This window comes from Velazquezella soli (assembly GCF_977018685.1).
Genome location: NZ_CDRNXF010000004.1, coordinates 3,027,848 through 3,044,796, shown reverse-complemented (window position 1 = coordinate 3,044,796; position 16,949 = coordinate 3,027,848). Strand labels below are relative to the sequence as shown.

General features: G+C 61.5%; 18 protein-coding genes. 14 read left to right on the top strand and 4 right to left on the bottom strand.

All coding sequences use genetic code 11. The features are described from left to right. The first annotated feature begins 9 nt into the window (after window positions 1-9). Window positions 10-645 carry a glutathione S-transferase family protein gene (locus AC0JZ8_RS18490; RefSeq protein ID WP_471893144.1) on the top strand — a complete coding sequence of 212 codons (636 nt, stop codon included), beginning with the start codon at window positions 10-12 and terminating at the stop codon, window positions 643-645. A gap of 286 nt (window positions 646-931) precedes the next feature. Here AC0JZ8_RS18490 and AC0JZ8_RS18485 read toward each other — a convergent pair whose 3' ends face one another. After that, complete coding sequence (locus tag AC0JZ8_RS18485; RefSeq protein WP_113167487.1) at window positions 932-1,579, bottom strand: glutathione S-transferase family protein; 648 nt, start codon at window positions 1,577-1,579, stop codon at window positions 932-934. A gap of 144 nt (window positions 1,580-1,723) precedes the next feature. On the opposite strand from AC0JZ8_RS18485, the gene AC0JZ8_RS18480 reads away from it, so the two are divergent. Both AC0JZ8_RS18480 and AC0JZ8_RS18475 read left to right on the top strand, forming a co-directional pair. Further along, the gene (locus tag AC0JZ8_RS18480) at window positions 1,724-2,011 is read left to right on the top strand and encodes a ribbon-helix-helix domain-containing protein (RefSeq protein WP_209900165.1); all 288 of its coding nucleotides are present in this window, start codon (window positions 1,724-1,726) and stop codon (window positions 2,009-2,011) included. Continuing rightward, complete coding sequence (locus AC0JZ8_RS18475; RefSeq protein WP_471893143.1) at window positions 2,008-2,334, top strand: type II toxin-antitoxin system RelE/ParE family toxin; 327 nt, start codon at window positions 2,008-2,010, stop codon at window positions 2,332-2,334. Before AC0JZ8_RS18480 ends, AC0JZ8_RS18475 begins: the two co-directional genes overlap by 4 nt. Here the strand turns inward: AC0JZ8_RS18475 and AC0JZ8_RS18470 are convergent. Both AC0JZ8_RS18470 and AC0JZ8_RS18465 read right to left on the bottom strand, forming a co-directional pair. After that, on the bottom strand, window positions 2,331-3,710 hold the full coding sequence (locus tag AC0JZ8_RS18470; RefSeq protein ID WP_471893142.1) for a TIGR03808 family TAT-translocated repetitive protein: 1,380 nt from the start codon (window positions 3,708-3,710) through the stop codon (window positions 2,331-2,333). The two genes, AC0JZ8_RS18475 and AC0JZ8_RS18470, sit on opposite strands and share 4 nt — an antisense overlap. A gap of 82 nt (window positions 3,711-3,792) precedes the next feature. After that, window positions 3,793-4,314 carry a MarR family winged helix-turn-helix transcriptional regulator gene (locus AC0JZ8_RS18465; protein WP_471893396.1) on the bottom strand — a complete coding sequence of 174 codons (522 nt, stop codon included), beginning with the start codon at window positions 4,312-4,314 and terminating at the stop codon, window positions 3,793-3,795. 131 nt (window positions 4,315-4,445) lie between these two features. Here AC0JZ8_RS18465 and AC0JZ8_RS18460 point away from each other — a divergent pair, with 131 nt between their 5' ends. From AC0JZ8_RS18460 to AC0JZ8_RS18420, 9 genes are all read left to right on the top strand, one after another. Then, entirely contained in the window at window positions 4,446-5,984 is a 1,539-nt protein-coding gene (locus tag AC0JZ8_RS18460; protein ID WP_471893141.1) for an MDR family MFS transporter, read from the top strand. A 40-nt stretch (window positions 5,985-6,024) separates the two neighbouring features. Beyond that, window positions 6,025-7,035 carry a ligase-associated DNA damage response exonuclease gene (locus AC0JZ8_RS18455; RefSeq protein ID WP_062579571.1) on the top strand — a complete coding sequence of 337 codons (1,011 nt, stop codon included), beginning with the start codon at window positions 6,025-6,027 and terminating at the stop codon, window positions 7,033-7,035. Window positions 7,036-7,526: 491 nt separating this feature from the next. Continuing rightward, on the top strand, window positions 7,527-9,164 hold the full coding sequence (locus tag AC0JZ8_RS18450) for a cisplatin damage response ATP-dependent DNA ligase (protein WP_471893140.1): 1,638 nt from the start codon (window positions 7,527-7,529) through the stop codon (window positions 9,162-9,164). Window positions 9,165-9,251: 87 nt separating this feature from the next. Next, entirely contained in the window at window positions 9,252-10,160 is a 909-nt protein-coding gene (locus AC0JZ8_RS18445; RefSeq protein WP_092661597.1) for an alpha/beta hydrolase family protein, read from the top strand. A 91-nt stretch (window positions 10,161-10,251) separates the two neighbouring features. Next, complete coding sequence (locus tag AC0JZ8_RS18440) at window positions 10,252-11,076, top strand: L,D-transpeptidase (protein ID WP_113167479.1); 825 nt, start codon at window positions 10,252-10,254, stop codon at window positions 11,074-11,076. Between the two features lie 285 nt (window positions 11,077-11,361). Continuing rightward, window positions 11,362-12,087: a L,D-transpeptidase gene (locus tag AC0JZ8_RS18435; RefSeq protein ID WP_092661600.1), complete on the top strand. Its 726-nt coding sequence runs from the start codon at window positions 11,362-11,364 to the stop codon at window positions 12,085-12,087. Window positions 12,088-12,205: 118 nt separating this feature from the next. Further along, window positions 12,206-12,907, top strand: a complete 702-nt coding sequence (locus AC0JZ8_RS18430; RefSeq protein ID WP_471893139.1) for a hypothetical protein — start codon at window positions 12,206-12,208, stop codon at window positions 12,905-12,907. Then, entirely contained in the window at window positions 12,904-13,713 is an 810-nt protein-coding gene (locus AC0JZ8_RS18425) for a hypothetical protein (protein WP_471893138.1), read from the top strand. Before AC0JZ8_RS18430 ends, AC0JZ8_RS18425 begins: the two co-directional genes overlap by 4 nt. Before the next feature lie 558 nt (window positions 13,714-14,271). Then, window positions 14,272-14,694 carry an organic hydroperoxide resistance protein gene (locus AC0JZ8_RS18420; protein ID WP_062453520.1) on the top strand — a complete coding sequence of 141 codons (423 nt, stop codon included), beginning with the start codon at window positions 14,272-14,274 and terminating at the stop codon, window positions 14,692-14,694. A gap of 83 nt (window positions 14,695-14,777) precedes the next feature. Here AC0JZ8_RS18420 and AC0JZ8_RS18415 read toward each other — a convergent pair whose 3' ends face one another. Then, on the bottom strand, window positions 14,778-15,224 hold the full coding sequence (locus AC0JZ8_RS18415) for a MarR family winged helix-turn-helix transcriptional regulator (RefSeq protein WP_471893395.1): 447 nt from the start codon (window positions 15,222-15,224) through the stop codon (window positions 14,778-14,780). 54 nt (window positions 15,225-15,278) lie between these two features. On the opposite strand from AC0JZ8_RS18415, the gene AC0JZ8_RS18410 reads away from it, so the two are divergent. Together AC0JZ8_RS18410 and AC0JZ8_RS18405 are read left to right on the top strand one after the other, a co-directional pair. Continuing rightward, window positions 15,279-16,031, top strand: a complete 753-nt coding sequence (locus AC0JZ8_RS18410; protein WP_471893137.1) for a DUF899 domain-containing protein — start codon at window positions 15,279-15,281, stop codon at window positions 16,029-16,031. Window positions 16,032-16,077: 46 nt separating this feature from the next. Further along, window positions 16,078-16,902 carry a VOC family protein gene (locus tag AC0JZ8_RS18405; protein WP_471893136.1) on the top strand — a complete coding sequence of 275 codons (825 nt, stop codon included), beginning with the start codon at window positions 16,078-16,080 and terminating at the stop codon, window positions 16,900-16,902. Window positions 16,903-16,949 lie beyond the last annotated feature (47 nt).

The following is a 16,949-nucleotide window of genomic DNA, read 5'->3' as shown; positions in this document are numbered from 1 at the left end:
AAGGGATCGATGCTGACACTCTACATCACGCCCGGCACCTGCTCACGCGCCAGCCATATCGCGCTGGCCGAGTCGGGCCTCGATTATCAGGTCTCGCTGATCCGCTTTGCCGAGGGCGAGCAGCGATCACCAGCCTATCTGAAGGTCAACCCGAAGGGCCGGGTGCCGGCACTGGTAACGGACAAGGGCGTGCTGACGGAAACCGTCGCACTGCTTCCCTACATTGCCCAGCTCGTGCCGGAAAAGAGCCTTGCGCCGCTGGACGATCCCTTCCTGTTTGCCAAGATGCAGGCCTTCAACGCCTACCTGTCCTCAACCGTCCACATCAACCATGCCCATGGCCGCCGTGGCGCGCGCTGGGCCGATGATGCCGCCTCGCATGCGGACATGCTCGCCAAAGTGCCGCAGACCATGCGCGACAGCTTCGCTCTGATCGAGAACGATCTTGTCGAAGGCCAATTCGTGCTCGGCGAAACCTTTTCCGTGGCCGACGCCTATCTCTTCGTCATGACTGGCTGGCTGGAAAGCGACCATGTCGACATGGCCGAATTCCCGAAGGTCGCCGCCCATTACCGGCGCATCGAGATGCGTCCGGCGGTGCAAAGGGTGCTGGCGGAAGAAGCGGCAGCAAAGCCCGCCGCCTGATCGTCAGGCCGCAGACTGCTGGCAAACTCTGAAGAAGCTCATTTGGCGAGAGCGATACCCCAGTCTCCGTCATCCTCGCCCTTGTGGCGAGGATCCAGCGACCCGACGTCTGTCGGGTCAAAGACTCCTTCAGCTCAAGGACTTGAGCTGACTGGATCCCCGCCACAAGGGCGAGGATTAGGGGAGTTTGGAGCAGCCGGCTCAATGTCCCAAGCGACCCCAGAGCGTTGTTCGGCAATACCTCTGTCAGCACTCTGAAGCAGCAGCGAAACCCGCCACCTGACCGTCAGGCCGGCTCGGCGTTGCGCTTTGCCCACATCGCCTGATAGGCGGGCCGGGCGACGCAGCCGTCATACCAGGCTTTCAGCGCCGGGCGGCCGTCGAACAGGGCGGCATGGCTGCGCGCGTAACGCACGATTTCCGTCACGTTGATATCGGCCACCGTAAATCGCTTGCCCACCATGAACCCGTCTTCGGAAAGATGCTTTTCAAGCACGTCGAACGGCCGCGAAAGCGTGCGTGCAGCTGCCTCGATCGCCGCCTTGCCTTCGTCGGTGGACGCACTGGACGACTGGATCGTCAGGGCCGCGGTCTCGACGCTCGTGGCCGCAAACAGCGACCACTGCACCATCTGCGCCTCTTCCTCGATCGTCTTTGGAGCAATCTCGCCGCCATGCTTGCGGGCAAGGTAGAGCGTGATGGCAAGCGACTCGTGCAGCACAAACCCGTCATCGTCCATCGAGGGGATCGAGCCCATCGGATTGACGCTCAAAAACTCCGGCGACCGCGTATTGACAGGCGCGCCGTCAACCGAAGCATCATCCAGCCGATAGGCCTGGATGACAGGAATATGCTCGAACGGCAATCCCAGCTCCTCGATCAGCCAAAGTGGCCGCGTCGCGCGCGAACGATAGACGCCATAGATTTTCAGCATGCGTATCTCCCATTGTGTTTCGCGGGCGACGCTAGAGTGCTTCGCCGCAGAACGGAAGATGCAGGTCCCTCAATTCGACCGGTTGGACGTCCGCTTCAGTTTTCGCTATCTTGAGTACCACCCTGATCATCTTGAGGCCACCCCATGTCCGCCACCCGTTCGCTCAGCATCACCCTGCCGGTCGAGATCGCCGACATGGTCGAAGCCAAGGTCGCCTCCGGCGAATACGCCTCGGAAAGCGACGTGATCGCCGAGGGCCTGCGCCCGATGGCAGCGCATGACGCCGCGATCGAGAGATGGCTGAGGGACGAGGTCGTGCCGACGCTTCAGGAAATGGATGCGCACCCGGAACGGGGATTAACCGGCGACGAGGTGGATCGATATCTGGACGAGCTGGCGGCAAAACTTACCGAGCAGATGACGAAGGAATGAAGTACAGGGTCGTCTTCGATCCTGCGGCGAGAGATGATCTTGCCGATATCCTGACATATCTGGCACCTCGCATGGGTGTAGACCCCGCATTGGCCTATGTTCGCCGCATCGAAGACTACTGCCTTAATTTTTTTTCGACATTTCCACACCGCGGCATGCGGCGCGATGACGTTTACTCTGGGCTGCGGCTCGTCGGTTATCGGTACAAGGCAACGATCGCCTTCCGCGTCAAGGACGACGTCGTGCAGATTGCCCGCGTCTTCCACAACGGCCGCAACATCGATTTCGGCCCCAGCCCCGAAGCTGCCGACCCCGAAACCTAACCCACCCGGTTCCCCATAACCGTCAGATGCGGAAACGCCGCCGCCGCATCGCCCGACCCGCCCAACTCTTCCGTCGCCGCCTGCGTCCAGCGATAGCCGATCACGCCGCCATCGTTCACGTCCTGGAAGACGTTGCCGGTGATCACAGTCGAACCGGCGCCCTCGGCTACACTGACGGCGCAACCCACGTTGGCGCCGCGCACGATATTGTTGGCGGCGACGACGTTGCGCAGGTAGGGGCCGAAGCCGAGGGCCAGGCCCCAGAGGGCGGCGTTTTCCACCACGTTGCCTGTGATCGCCGTGTCGGCCTCGGCGCTGATGCCGACGCCGAAGATTGCGCCGTCGAGTTTGTAGGGGCCGGTTGCCGAAAGGTTGCGGACGATATTACCTGAAATGGTCGAAAGCCTGCCGCCTTCGTTGAAATTGACGACGGAAATGCCGTTTGCCGCGCCATCCACCGTATTCCCGGAGATGACCGCACCCTCGAACGAGAATTCCGCATAGATCGCCGTCTCGCCGGAGCCGAAACACTGGTTGCCGGAAATCTGCGCGTTGGAGGAGCTGTTGGCGCGGATCGCCGAAAAAGCAGAGTCGGTGATGTGGTTGCCGCTCACCATCACGTTGGCGGCGCGAAACAGGTTGATCGCGTTGCCATATTGCCCGGTGCCGCCATTCCTGGCGCCGATCCGGAAGATGCGGTTAGCCGTAACCATGCTGCCATCGACGCCCTTTTTCCAGCGATGGATAAGGATGCCGCCATTGCCGCAATCGAACACGCTGTTGCCGGTCACCGACAGGCCGGTGCTTTCCACCGCATAGAGCGCATAGTCGGCAGCGCCTGATATCTTGGAGCGCTCGATGCGCCCGCCGCATCGCTCCAGCTGGATCGCGGTTTTGCGCGCGCCGAGGATCTCGCAATTATCGATGGAGATATCGGGAATGCGGGAGAAATGGATAAGGGCAGGGGTCTGATCGTCAAGCCAGCGATTGCCGCCGTCGATCACCAGGTTGGAAAGCTCGATCCGCCTTGCCGCGGTTGCACGGATAAAAGATCCGTCGCCGGAATAGACGAGCCTGGAAGCACCTGATACGCCGACCAGCCTTGTATTGTCGGGAAGATCGAGGCTCGAGACGCGGTAGTCGCCGGGCGGCAGATAGACCGGCTTGTTCTGCCGCGCCGCCTGTTCGATCAGCGCCAGCAGCTTGCGGGTCGAAACATCACCGCCATCAGGCGACACGCCATGGTCGCGCGCATCGATCGAGCCGCGCAGGTCAACGGTCGAAACGCTGGCGGGCGCTGCAAGCGCCGGCAGCGGCAGTGCCGCAACCGCAGCACCCGTCAGGCTCCAGCCCAGCATTTTGCGTCTCGAAATCATCCAGCCGTCTCCATCATCCCTTTCGAACACGCATTTATCGTGCCAGCGGAAGTGTGTGGTTTCGGGACGGGTGCCGGAGCGGTCAGGTTGTAGAGGGACGGCCTGCGCCGCCGGGATAGACCGCTTCGAAGCCGGAAATGAACTTCTCGAACAGATGCGAAAATGCCGAAAGCTCTTCCTCCGGCCAGTCGCCCAGCACATTCACCAGCAGCGAACGCTTGACCGCCTGTAGCTCGGTCAGCAACGCATCGCCGAGTTCGGTCCTGACCAGCAGCGAGCGCCGCCCGTCCTCCTGCGAAGCATCACGCCTGAGAACACCGCGCGACACGAGATCGGTCACCAGACGGCTGCCGCGCGACGGGTCGATCCGCATCGTCTCGGCAATCGCGCCGACGGTGATTTCGCCCTCGATCCGGCCCATGACGTCAAGCACGTCGAGATGCGCCGTTTCCAGCCCCGGAACCGTGTTGGCAATCGCGGTGCGCGCAATCATCCGGCGGCCCATCAGGTGCCGCATCCGGGTCAGGTTGTCGCTGACACGCGAAAGCCCCTCCGCAAATGCGGCTGTTTCGGTCGAAGGCTGAGGGTCTGCTGCAGAAATCATGGTCGTCATCGCTGCAACTTATCAGCAGGTGCCGGGTTGTTTCAACGAAATTGTTGCTTGGTGCATCTGCCTGCCGTTGACAATTATATGCTGAAGTCACATAAATTCGCCGACCTCTCAGGAAGTATGCCATGGATATGTCACGCCCGGCCCAGACCCCGCTTGTTGCCGACAAACGACAGCGTCTGTTCGTTTTCTGGTTCCTGATGGCAGCGCTGTTCATGGCGGCGCTCGACAATCACATCGTCTCCACAGCACTTCCCACCATCGTCGGCGAGTTCGGCCAGATGGAAAGTTTCGGCTGGGTGTCCTCGGCCTTTCTCCTGGCCATGAGCTCGGTCATGCCGATCTACGGCAAGCTGGGCGATCTGTTCGGCCGCAAATATGTGATGCTGTTTGCCATCGTTCTCTTCACGCTCGGCTCGGTTCTGTGCGGCTTCGCCTGGTCGATGAATTCGCTGATTGCGGCGCGCGTCTTCCAGGGGCTTGGCGGCGGCGGCATCATGGTTTCGATCTTCTCGATCAATGCCGATCTCTTCGAACCGCGCGAGCGGGCAAAGTACCAGAGCTATTCGAGCCTTATGATCATGGCGGCCGGCAGCATCGGCCCTGTTCTCGGCGGCACGCTCAGCGATCTGTTCGGCTGGCGCTCGATCTTCCTGATCAACCTGCCGCTCGGGGTCATCGTCGTGACAGGCCTCGCCCTGCTGCTTCCCTATCGCCGCCCGCAGCGCAAGCCGAAGATCGATTATGCCGGCGCCGTCGTTCTGGCACTGACGATCGCAAGCCTCGTCACCTTTGCCGATAGCCACCAGCTGTTCGGCTCGCTGATGGCATTCGAATCGCTGGTCCTTCTCGGCTTCGGCATGGCCTGCGCCGGCCTCTGGGTCTTCGTCGAAAGCCGCGTCCCCGAACCGATCGTGCCCTTGAAACTATTCAGGGACAGCACCTTCTCGCTGTTTCTCATCATCACGCTCTGCTCCGGCGCCGTCGGCATCGGCATGGTCAACTATTACGCGCTCTTCCTGCAGACGACGACGGGCCTGTCGCCATCGCAGGCCGGCCTGTTCTTCATCGGCCTCACCGGCGGCATCGTCGTCGGCTCCATGTCGGCGGGAAGGTTGATTTCCATCACCGGCCGCTACAAGCCGTTCGCCGTGTTGGGCCTGGTCATGAGCATCGGCGCTCTTCTGCTTCTGTCGCAGGTGACGTCTGCTACGCCGCTCTGGCTCGTCGCCATTCTGCTGATGCTCCAGGGTCTTGCCGTCGGCTTCGGCCAGCAGGCTCCGATCATCGGCGTCCAGAATTCCGCCCCGCGGGAAGATATGGGAGCTGCCACCGGTGCCGTGACGCTGATGCGCATGGGCGGCGCGTCGATCGCCATCTCGCTCTACGGCGCCATCATCGGCTCCTCCGTCAAGGGCAGCGGCGTTGTCATTCCAGGCGTTGCCGATATCGGCGCACTGACCCCGAAAGTGCTCGACCAGCTGCCGCAAGCCTCGCGTGAGGCGGTGGCATCCGTTTACTTCTCCGCCTTCACGCCGCTCTTCTTCGCCGCCGCCGTGATCGCCGCCATCGGCCTGATCGCCGCTCTTTTCCTCAAGCCCAAACGCCTGCCGACTGCGCAAGTCCAGGCCGCCGCACAACAAAACAAGCTGCCCACCCCGTAAGGCTCTTCCAAGCGGGCTTTCCTCGCCTATCTCTCGTCCTATGAAACCCGAGGCACTGCTTCATCCCACACCGGCCGGCCTGTTCTGCCCCGTCGGCGGCTTCCATGTGGATCCGGTGCGCCCTGTCGAGCGGGCGCTGATCACCCATGGCCATTCCGACCATGCCCGCGCCGGCCACACCCATGTGCTCGCCACCCGCCAGACACTCGACATCATGAAGATCCGCTACGGCGACGACTTCTGCACCTCCGAACAGGAGGCTGCATGGGGCGAGGTGATCGATGTCGGCGGCGTCAATGTCAGCTTCCATCCAGCCGGCCATGTTCTCGGCTCGGCGCAGATCGCACTCGAGCACAAGGATCTGCGCATCGTCGTCTCAGGCGATTACAAGCGCGGCGTCGACCCAACCTGCGCGCCCTTCGTGCCTGTTTCCTGCGATGTCTTCATCACCGAAGCAACCTTCGGCCTGCCGGTCTTCCATCATCCCCACCCGCGCGAGGAAATCGGCAAGCTGTTGACCTCGCTCAAGCAGTTTCCCGACCGCAGCCACATGGTCGGCGCCTACGCTTTGGGAAAGGCGCAGCGGGTGATCCGCCTGATCCGCGACAGCGGCTATGACGAACCGATCTATATCCACGGCGCGCTCGCAAAACTCTGCGACTATTACGAAAGCCAGGGCATCGCGCTCGGCGAAATCCGCCCCGCGACGATCGACAAGAGCAGCCCCGACCTGTTCAAGGGCGCCGTCGTCGTCGGCCCGCCCTCGGCCTTCCAGGATCGCTGGGCCCGCCGCTTCAACGAACCCCTGATTGCCTTTGCGTCGGGCTGGATGATGGTGCGCCAACGCGCCAAACAAAGCGGCGTCGAGCTGCCGCTGGTGATCTCGGATCACTGCGACTGGCCCGAACTCCTGGAAACCATCAACGAGGTCGCCCCCTCCGAAGTCTGGGTCACCCACGGCCGCGAAGAAGCGCTGGTACGCTGGTGCGAACTGAAGGGCATTCCAGCGCGGCCGCTGCACCTGGTCGGCTACGAAGACGAGGGGGACTGATGATGCATTTGCTGCTGAAAAAAGACCCCTCCCAACCCTCCCCACAAGGGGGAGGGCTAAACCCGGGCGCGGCCCTGTCGCACAATCGAGGCAATGCCGTGCCGCCAGTCTTCTCCCCCCTTGCGGGGGAGATGGCCGGCAGGCCAGTGGGGGATCGATGATGCGTGTGCCGCTGAAAAGAGACCCCTCCCAACCCTCCCCACAAGGGGGAGGGCTAAAGCCCGTCGCACCGCTGTCGCACAATCTGGGTGGTGCCGTGCCGCAAGTCTTCTCCCCCCTTGCGGGGGAGATGGCCGGCAGGCCAGAGGGGGATCGATGATGCGTGGATTGTTGAAAAAAGACCCCTCCCAACCCTCCCCACAAGGGGGAGGGCTAGAGCCCGCCGCGCCCCTGTCGCACAACAGGGCCAGTGCCGTGCCGCAAGTCTTCTCCCCCCTTGTGGGGGAGATGGCCGGCAGGCCAGAGGGGGTTTTTCGAAGAGTGCTGCGCCCATGAAACCCTTCGCCACACTTCTCGACCGCCTTGTCCTCACCCCGTCGCGCAATGGCAAGATCACGCTGCTGGTCGATTACTTCCGCACCACGCCCGATCCCGATCGCGGCTATGGCCTTGCGGCGCTGGCGAGCGCGCTCGATCTCAAAAGCGTCAAGCCCGCCATGCTGCGCGAGCTGGTGCTGGAGCGCATGGATGCGGTTCTGTTTCAGTATTCCTACGACTATGTCGGCGATCTCGCCGAAACCATTGCGCTCGTCTGGGATGGCCTCGAAAAGGACGACACGACCGACGCCGAGCAGCCGCTTCTGTCCGAAGTCGTCGCCCGGATGAATTCGCTCGGCCGCACCGAAGTGCGCTCAGCCGTCCGCGATCTGCTCGATCATCTCGATCCCTCCGGCCGTTTCGCCTTCCTGAAGCTTGTCACCGGTTCGCTGCGCATCGGCGTCTCGGCGCGGCTTGCAAAGCAGGCGCTGTCGGAAATGTCGGGCAAGGACGTGACCGAGATCGAGACGCTGTGGCACGGGCTGGAGCCGCCCTATGTGTCGCTGTTTGCCTGGCTGGAAGGCCATGCCGACAAGCCGGTTCTGGCGACGCCCGCGATCTTCCATTCGGTCATGCTCGCCAATCCGGTCGAAAGCGGCGATCTCGAAAAGCTCGATCCCGCCGATTATGCCGCCGAGTGGAAATGGGATGGCATCCGCGTCCAGATGTCGGCCCATGGCGGCACGAAGAAACTCTATTCCCGCTCCGGCGATGATATCACCGGTGCCTTTCCCGATATCGTCGAGCAGATCAATTTCGATGGCGTCATCGACGGCGAGCTTCTCGTCGGCGGCACGATGCGATCCAACAATCCCACCCGCACCTTTTCCGACCTGCAGCAGCGCCTCAACCGCAAGACTGTGAACGCGAAGATGCTGGAGGATTACCCCGCCTTCGTACGCGCCTACGATATCCTGTTCGACGGCGAGGCGGATGTGCGTGCAAAAGGATTCCTCGAGCGCCGCGAACGCCTGTCCGAGGTGATCGGCCACGCCCCGCATGACCGGTTCGACCTGTCCGATCTCGTGCCTTTCACCACCTGGGATGAGCTCGAAGCCCTGCGCCGCGATCCGCCGGACCCGGTCATCGAAGGCGTCATGATCAAGCGCCGCGACAGCGTCTACCAGGCCGGCCGGCTGAAAGGCCCGTGGTTCAAGTGGAAACGCGATCCCTATAATGTCGATGCGGTCATGCTCTATGCCCAGCGCGGCCATGGCAAGCGCTCCAGCTACTACTCAGATTTCACCTTCGGCGTGTGGACGGATGGCCCGGATGGCGATCATCTCGTGCCCGTCGGCAAGGCCTATTTCGGCTTTACCGATGCGGAACTGGAAGTGCTGGACAAGTTCGTGCGCGACAACACGGTCGAGCGTTTCGGCCCGGTAAGGGCGGTGCGCGCCGACAAGGATTTCGGCTTCGTGCTGGAAGTCGCGTTCGAGGGCATCAACCGCTCGACGCGGCACAAATCCGGCGTCGCCATGCGCTTTCCCCGCATCGCAAGGCTGCGGATGGACAAGCTGCCGCGCGATGCCGACCGGCTGGAAACGCTGACCGCGATGATCGTTGCCAAAACGGCGGACGCGAAGATGTGACCGCCGGCCCGCTTGCGTTTAGAACCGTCGGGGTTACGCTTAATCCCGATATCTGAGACTACTCATATCCTTATAGACGGTCGTTCTATGTCAATCACCCGCCGCATGCTGATGACCGGTCTGGCACTCGGTGCACTTGGTTCCCTTGCTGCACCCCAGGCCCTGGCCGCGCCCTTTCCCGTCCCCGAAACCCTGCCGCTGGAAAAGGAAGATTATGCCGAAGCCAGGCGTCGCTTCCGCACGCATCTTCTGAAGCACGGTCCGGCGCCCGAAGCCTCGCCACCGCTTGGGACCCCGCCGGGTGCGCAAAAGGTCCTCTATCACGGCGGTCCGGATGGCTCGCTCGAACTGATCGCCTGGCTTTCCCATTACGAAGCCTCGGGCAAGTCGAAGCCGGCGGTGCTTTTCCTGCACGGCGGCAATGCCACCGGTGATGGCCACTGGGAGCTGATGAAAGCTTACTGGGAAGCGGGCTTCGTGGTCCTGCATCCGTCCTTTCGCGGCGAAAACGGCCAGGCCGGCAATTTCTCCGGTTTCTACGACGAAACCTCCGATGCGCTGGCAGCCGCCACCTATCTGGAAAACCTGCCCGGCATCGATCGCAGCCGGCTTTTTATCGCCGGCCACAGCAATGGCGGCACGCTGTCGCTTCTTTCAGGCATGACGCGCCGGTTCAGAGCCGCAGTGCCGATTTCCGCCGGCGTCAATTCCTGGCGCTTCTTTACCCGATACTCGAACGAAGTCCCCTTCGATGCGGCCGATCCGAAAGAGTTCGTGATGCGGTCATCCGCCTGTTTCGGGCCGAGCCTCAAATGCCCGACACTGCTTTTGCGCGGCTCGGAAGAACGCCCTTTCGATGCCGACCACCAGCTGCTGATCGATCGTGCCCGCTCTGCCGGCGTTGCGATCGACAAGAAGCTTCTGCCCGGCAATCACAGCGGCGTCGTGCCCGGTGCAGTGGTCGAAAGCATCCGCTTCTTCAATCAGTTCACCTGATCCGCCTTATCCAGTCGCCACCGCTCCAGCCTCGCGAAAGCGCTGCCTGACAGATTGCCGCCGACGTCATCAATGCCGAAGCGGGTCTGCCATGCAAAACAAAGCCTTATCGCTCAGCCGGACCTCCGGTCTTGCGGCCGTTCTTGTGGCGACGACGGCGCTCAGCGGTTGCCAGGTGCCGTTCGTCACCGATACGACCCGCATGGACCCGGCCGTGTTTGCCCGCGAAACCACGCCGGTCTTCTATCAGCCGGCCTATAACGAGCCGGTCCAGCCGCAGCCTCTTCCCCAGAAGGAGGCTATTCCGCAAAAGCGTCAGCTTTATCAGACGCAGTTCCACCAGACCTACGGCATGCCGGTCTCCAACCCCGTGCACCGGGTGATGTACGAGGTGATCCGCGACGACGGCCACACGCTGCCGGCCATTCCCTATTCGCGCATCGACAACCGTTTTCTGCGCCAGGATGTGTCCTACCAGACCAATGAAGCACCCGGCACGCTGGTGGTCGATACCCGTGCCAACTTCCTCTATCTCGTGCAGCCCGGCGGCAAGGCGATCCGCTACGGCGTCGGTCTCGGCAAGGCGGGCTTTGCCTGGTCCGGCCGCGGCGTCATCCAGCGCAAGGCGAAATGGCCGCGCTGGACGCCATCAGGGGAAATGGTCTCGCGCCAGCCGGAACTGCGCCAGTTCGCAGCAGCAGCCGGCGGCGCCGATCCCGGCCTGAACAACCCGCTCGGTGCCCGCGCGCTCTATATCTACAAGGACGGCAAGGACACGCTCTATCGCGTTCACGGCACGCCGGACTGGCAGTCCGTCGGCAGGGCAACCTCGTCCGGCTGCGTCCGCATGCTCAACCAGGACGTCATCGACCTGTTCGACCGCGTCCCGAACGGCACTCCGATCGTCGTACTCTGACCGTTGACGCGTGGCAAAACTGCCCACGGCAAGCGTGCATGTCGCGCGTCAATCCCCTTGGCCTCTTATCTGCCCTCACACACAGTGAAGTGATCACGCTGTTGCGCAGGGGACACAGGCTGTGTCGCATCCCTGTGATGGTGTGTGTCAACCTCGTGAATGGTCGATGAAGCTGGCCGCGTTATGTGATAGTGGAGCAAAACATCAGGCAGGGAACCAATCGGTTCGATTGCCGTTAAAATTTGCTTTTGCAGTGACGCGTTCCTCTAGGGTGACTTTCCGAACATGATTTCCAACTCTTCTTTCTCCCGACGGGGCTTCCTGTCCATGCTGGGTGTCGGCGCTGCCTCGACGCTCGCGAGCTGCGCTTCCACTGCGCCGGGCCCTTCCGGCAACATCGTCACCTACCGTGACGGCGTCGCCCTCCGCAACGACGGCCTTCCGCCGGTTGGCGGCGATCCCGAAGCCGCGATGATGTACGGCGCCGTCGAAGATGGTGGCTATCTCATCCCGGCCATCCCCTATGAGCGGATCAATCCGCGCTACTATCGCCAGCGCGTTGTCGATCCGACAGGCGAACGCCCGGGCACGATCGTCGTCGATACCCCGTCGCGCTTCCTCTATCTGGTCGAGCCCGGCGGTTCGGCCATGCGCTACGGCGTCGGCATCGGTCGCGATGGCTTTGCCTGGAGCGGCGAAGGTGTCATCCAGTGGCGTCAGAAATGGCCGAAATGGACCCCGCCGGACGAAATGGTCGCGCGCCAGCCGCAACTGGTCAAGTATTCGATCGCAAACGGCGGCATGCCTCCGGGCCTCACAAACCCGCTCGGCGCCCGCGCGCTTTACATCTTCCAGAACGGCCAGGACACGCTCTACCGCCTGCACGGTTCGCCGGAATGGAACTCGATCGGCAAAGCCGTCTCCTCAGGCTGCGTCCGCCTGATGAACCAGGACATCATCGACCTCTATGAGCGCGTCCCCAACAAGGCCCGCGTCGTCGTCTGGCAGTAAGCAGCCACCACAACGTTCGATCAAAAAGGCCGCAGCGGTGCGGCCTTTTTTGTTTTGGTTGCATTTTAGCGGAGCACCTCCTATAGTCGAAGGCGTCACTTAGGGCTGGGGGGCCGGAATGGACATTCTGCGCGGTGCTGCCGCACCTTATCTATTGACACTTCTTGTCTCGGTCTTTTCCTGGCTGTTTCTCGAGATCCGTAAAGATCTGTCTGAAATAGCCATCCTGAGTTATGAAGCTCGGGTCTTCGAAGAAGACGGCGGCATCATTGAAGTATTGACGCTCACCAACCTTTCAAACAAGACGACGCTAAACGGTGGCACCGTCGATATGATTTGCCCTAATCTTTCTGTTTGCTTCGCTAAGAGCTCACGGACGGGAGACGAGATAGCACGTGACAGGCCGGGCTCACCGTGGAGTATAAGGCTGGATCCCTCGTCGTCAGACCGCCTAGTCTCATTTGATCTGACACTGCCGCCAAACGCGTCTGCATCTCTTGAGATGTCTCTCGCTAGCCGGGCGGATCGACCTGTGTTTGGTTTCGGCTACAAGCATGACTCGCCGCAGAAAACCCCTGTCCTCTTCGCGAATGAGAACAGGCTCTATGCGTTCTTGGTGCAGTGGTACGCAACAGTCACAATGGTCGTACTCATCAGCGCTGCACTTGCTCTCCTACTCTGGATCGGGCGCATGGTGTTTGGCGGTAAGAAGAGGCCGTTAGAAGACCAGCCGCGCCCCGGCCTTAGCGTCGTGCTGCCGGACGGCAAGCCCGCGACGTTCGAATTACTTCTCAAGCCAAAGGAGAGGAATGCGCCATGACCCGTTGGATTGAGGCGTCTATTTGCGTCATTGCCTACGTGATCAGCTTGCCAGTTGCGGACGCGGCTGAAGTAAAGTTCAAAGTCTCCGCAGAGGGAGCCACGCCTTCCAGCTTCAAAGCCTACATCTACAAGGGAGGCCCTGGCGAGCCAAAAACCTTTGTCACGATGGTTGGAAATGATGAGCTTGTCAGTGTGTCGGAAAGCACCTGTACGCCATCGACGATTTACTCGGCGCGACCGGCATTGGCAGCTCTGTATCAGTCCAACCCCACAGATATGCATCAATGCAAAGACGGCGCCGAAATCTCCTTCAGGTTTACCATGCGGAGGGTAACAAGCACTAACTATATGTTATACTTGAATCCTGGCGAGGAGAACGTGCCTAACGTTAGTCCAGCCCTTCAGTCAGCGATTTCGGAAGTTAAGAGTGCCTATTCTTCAGGAGATGTTGGCAAGGTCGTCAAGCTTTCGTCGGAACTAAGCACGGCGTTTGCGACGTCCGGAGATACGGCTAAGGCCGCCGCCTTCCGCGACCTGACAATCGCGACAAGAAGTGACTTTGTGTATTCGTTGAGCCCGGATACCGCGCCTCCTGACGACCAGGATCTGGGCCAAGGTCTTATTAAATGGCAGGGCAGGCTGGAGCTTTCCCCGGTCGCAAAAAGCAAGCTTCTTGAATTCCAAACCAGCTGCGGCGCAGAGACTGACAAAGGCCGTATCGGATGGAAGACGATGTCATGCATGCCGGGTGGTGACGCTGTCCAGTTGCGTGCGTATGTTCCAGGATCTGCTGTAGGCGGTTGACGCAGCGCTATTCCCCTGACAGGTCCAGCCGGTCCCTTCGCGTCGACATCTTCGCGCGGGGCGGTTTCCCCGTCACAGCTGCAGCCGAGCGCCTGACTAATGGCCGCCATCACTTTCGCCGACTGCGCCTTCATGTCGAGACAATCCTCCGGTGCATTGACCTGCCGCTCGTCGTCGCGGTTTCGCTTCCAGGCAACAGGGTCGGATTGCGCCAGCCGCTCCCTGAGCGGCTTAACCGTCTACGCTTCGCCTTCCCCGGGGTTCATGATCACCAGATATTCTGGATAGGTAAGCCGAGCGGCTGCAACATCAGACTTTCACGTCCCTTCAGAGGCATGTCGATGCCATGAACCGCAAAGTACGCTGCGTATCCAGCCGCGGAATCGAATCCGCATCCTTCGTCGCCATCTTTTCTGGGGGGCTTGATGGTGACGTCACGGCCTGATGCCCTATCTCCTGCCTAGCGACCATGTCGCTGGACTGATGCCGGTTCAAGTTTCGTGCCATCGAATGTGCGCGCGATGAGCCGGCAATACCTATCACCAAGGGAGTTACTCCATGCCCATTCTCTACACGACCAAGGGTTCCGCAACCGGTGGCCGCTCCGGCCACGGTGCTTCCGACAACGGCGTGCTCGACGTCACGCTGACGGTTCCGAAGGAACTCGGCGGCGATGGCGCCACCGGCACCAATCCGGAACAGCTGTTTGCGGTCGGCTATTCCGCCTGCTTCCTCGGCGCGCTGAAAGCCGTCGCTGCCAAGGAAAAGGTGAAGATCCCTGACGAGGCCAAGGTCACCGCAACGGTCGGCATCGGCCCGCGCGAAGATGGCGGCGGCTTCGGCATCGAAGTCTCGCTGTCGGTCAACGCCCCCGGCATCGAACGCGCCCAGCTCGAAGACCTGGTCGCCAAGGCCCATATCGTCTGCCCTTACAGCCACGCGATGCGCACTTCGACCGAAGTCCAGGTTACCGTCGAGTAACACGACGCGACTTTGTCCCGCCAAGGGACGGCAAAAAGCGGCTTCGGCCGCTTTTTGTTTGCGCGAAATTCAGCCGATTTGGTTCAGCTCACAGCCTGCAGCGCGCTCCGCAATTCATCGGCATTGCCATCGGGCAGGGCGGCATCCAGCGCCGCATGCGTCGCCTCCCAGATCGGCAGGGATTTCGCCAGAACCGCGCGGCCATCCTCCGTCAGCGTCAAAAGCCGTCCGCGTTTGTCCTTCGGGTCAACGGCGCTGCCGATCCAGCCGCGTGCCTGCAGCACCTTCAGGGCCGCAGTCAGCGTCGTGCGGTCCATGGCAAGCAGGTCGCAGACGGATTTCATCGTCGCCGGCTGTGGTCGGTTGAGCGACATCATCAGTGAGAACTGTCCATTGTTCAATCCAACCGGCTTCAGCGCCGTATCGAAGGTTCGCGCCAGGGCTCGCGCTGCCCGTTGCACATGCAGGCAAAGACAGGTGTCGCGCACATGAAGCGTGGCGGAAAACGGAACCGAATCGACATTTGACAGCATGGGCATATTATGTTGATATCAACCTATTCTGTCAAGAAAGGGGAGGTTCTTATGGATGTCAGCGCATTCCCGACCAATGCCGTCCTGTCGAAAGACGAGTGGCTGAAGGCGCGGCTCGAGCTTCTGGCGCTCGAGAAGGAGGAAACGCGGCTGCGTGACAAGGTCCGCGCCGCCCGCCGCGCCTTGCCCTGGGTGAGGGTGGACAAGGACTACCTCTTCGACACACCGGAGGGCGGCAAGACCTTGTCCGATCTCTTTGCCGGACGCAGCCAGCTGCTGATCTATCACTTCATGTTCGGACCCGACTGGAGCGAAGGCTGTGTCGGCTGCTCCTTCATGGCAGACCATTTCGACGGAACGCTCGTCCATCTCAACCATCACGACGTCACGCTCGTCGCCGTCTCGCGCGGCACGTTGGGGCAAATCGAGGCGTACAAGGCCCGCATGAACTGGCAGTTTCCCTGGGTCTCGTCCTACGCCACGGATTTCAACCACGACTATCGCGTTTCCTTCACGCAAGAAGAGATGCAGGGCGAGACGATCAACTACAATTTCCGCGACATGCCCGCGAGCGAAGGCTTCGAGGAGCTTCCCGGCCTGTCCGCCTTCTACAAGAATGAGCCCGGCGAGATCTTCCATACCTATTCCACCTATGCCCGCGGCCCGGAAGAGGTGATCGGCACGCTGATGCTGCTCGACCGCGCGCCGCTCGGCCGCAACGAGGATAAGACGATGAGTTTCCTCAAGCGCCACGACGAATATGCGGCAAAGCCCGAGCAACAGGCGTCATCCTGCTGCCATTGAGGGCACGTCGCCGGGTCCGTTCAACACACACAAGAGGGAGATGGGCATGCTGCAGATCGTTTCGAAATCCCGTTCGGACACGCATGGAAAGTTCATCTGGTGCGAACTGATCACGTCAGACACGTCAGCGGCGGGCAAGTTCTACGCCTCGGTGGTCGGCTGGAATGTCCGCGAACTCGCCATGCCCGATATGCCGTCCTATTTCCTGTTCGAAATGGGCGAGGGCGACAATTGCCCCGGCATCGGCGGCATGATGCACTTCCCGCCGGAACTTGAAGGAAAGGTGCCACCCAACTGGACTGGCTATGTCGCCGTCGACGATGTCGATGAAACCGCAAGGGACTTCGTTTCGCTTGGCGGACGCATCCAGCGCGACCCGGAGGATATCCCGGGCGTCGGCCGGTTTGCTGTTGTGGCCGATCCGCATGGGGCGGTTCTCTGCATCATGACGCCGATCCCGCCGGCAAACCCGCCCCGCCAGCTCGGCCCCGCCGATCCCGGCAATCTCGGCTGGTGCGAGCTCATGGCGGGCAACGGCGAGGAGGCTTTCGAATTCTATGGAAGCGTGTTCGGTTGGGCGAAGGACCATGACATGGACATGGGCGAGAGGGGCGTCTACCGCATCTTTGCCTATGACGGCCATCCCGGCCAGGCGATCGGCGGCATGATGACGAAACCGGACACGGTGCCTGCGCCGTGTTGGTCCTATTACTTCAACGTGGAGGCGATTGACGCGGCCATCGAGCGCATCACGGCCGGCGGCGGCAGTGTCGTGTTCGGCCCCATGCAAGTGCCCGGCGGAAGCTGGATCGTCCAGGCCACGGATCCCCAGGGCGCCTTCTTCTGCCTCGTCGCTCCGAAGCGCTCTTGATCCCCCAAACCTTGATCCTGTCCTCGTCAGGCCTAATTGCATCTTCA

Coding starts and splice junctions, on each gene's coding strand:
- AC0JZ8_RS18490 (WP_471893144.1), top strand. CDS start 10: ATGCTGACACTCTACATCACGCCCGGCACCTGCTCACGCGCCAGCCAT.
- AC0JZ8_RS18485 (WP_113167487.1), bottom strand. CDS start 1,579: ATGCTGAAAATCTATGGCGTCTATCGTTCGCGCGCGACGCGGCCACTT.
- AC0JZ8_RS18480 (WP_209900165.1), top strand. CDS start 1,724: ATGTCCGCCACCCGTTCGCTCAGCATCACCCTGCCGGTCGAGATCGCC.
- AC0JZ8_RS18475 (WP_471893143.1), top strand. CDS start 2,008: ATGAAGTACAGGGTCGTCTTCGATCCTGCGGCGAGAGATGATCTTGCC.
- AC0JZ8_RS18470 (WP_471893142.1), bottom strand. CDS start 3,710: ATGATTTCGAGACGCAAAATGCTGGGCTGGAGCCTGACGGGTGCTGCG.
- AC0JZ8_RS18465 (WP_471893396.1), bottom strand. CDS start 4,314: ATGATTTCTGCAGCAGACCCTCAGCCTTCGACCGAAACAGCCGCATTT.
- AC0JZ8_RS18460 (WP_471893141.1), top strand. CDS start 4,446: ATGGATATGTCACGCCCGGCCCAGACCCCGCTTGTTGCCGACAAACGA.
- AC0JZ8_RS18455 (WP_062579571.1), top strand. CDS start 6,025: ATGAAACCCGAGGCACTGCTTCATCCCACACCGGCCGGCCTGTTCTGC.
- AC0JZ8_RS18450 (WP_471893140.1), top strand. CDS start 7,527: ATGAAACCCTTCGCCACACTTCTCGACCGCCTTGTCCTCACCCCGTCG.
- AC0JZ8_RS18445 (WP_092661597.1), top strand. CDS start 9,252: ATGTCAATCACCCGCCGCATGCTGATGACCGGTCTGGCACTCGGTGCA.
- AC0JZ8_RS18440 (WP_113167479.1), top strand. CDS start 10,252: ATGCAAAACAAAGCCTTATCGCTCAGCCGGACCTCCGGTCTTGCGGCC.
- AC0JZ8_RS18435 (WP_092661600.1), top strand. CDS start 11,362: ATGATTTCCAACTCTTCTTTCTCCCGACGGGGCTTCCTGTCCATGCTG.
- AC0JZ8_RS18430 (WP_471893139.1), top strand. CDS start 12,206: ATGGACATTCTGCGCGGTGCTGCCGCACCTTATCTATTGACACTTCTT.
- AC0JZ8_RS18425 (WP_471893138.1), top strand. CDS start 12,904: ATGACCCGTTGGATTGAGGCGTCTATTTGCGTCATTGCCTACGTGATC.
- AC0JZ8_RS18420 (WP_062453520.1), top strand. CDS start 14,272: ATGCCCATTCTCTACACGACCAAGGGTTCCGCAACCGGTGGCCGCTCC.
- AC0JZ8_RS18410 (WP_471893137.1), top strand. CDS start 15,279: ATGGATGTCAGCGCATTCCCGACCAATGCCGTCCTGTCGAAAGACGAG.
- AC0JZ8_RS18405 (WP_471893136.1), top strand. CDS start 16,078: ATGCTGCAGATCGTTTCGAAATCCCGTTCGGACACGCATGGAAAGTTC.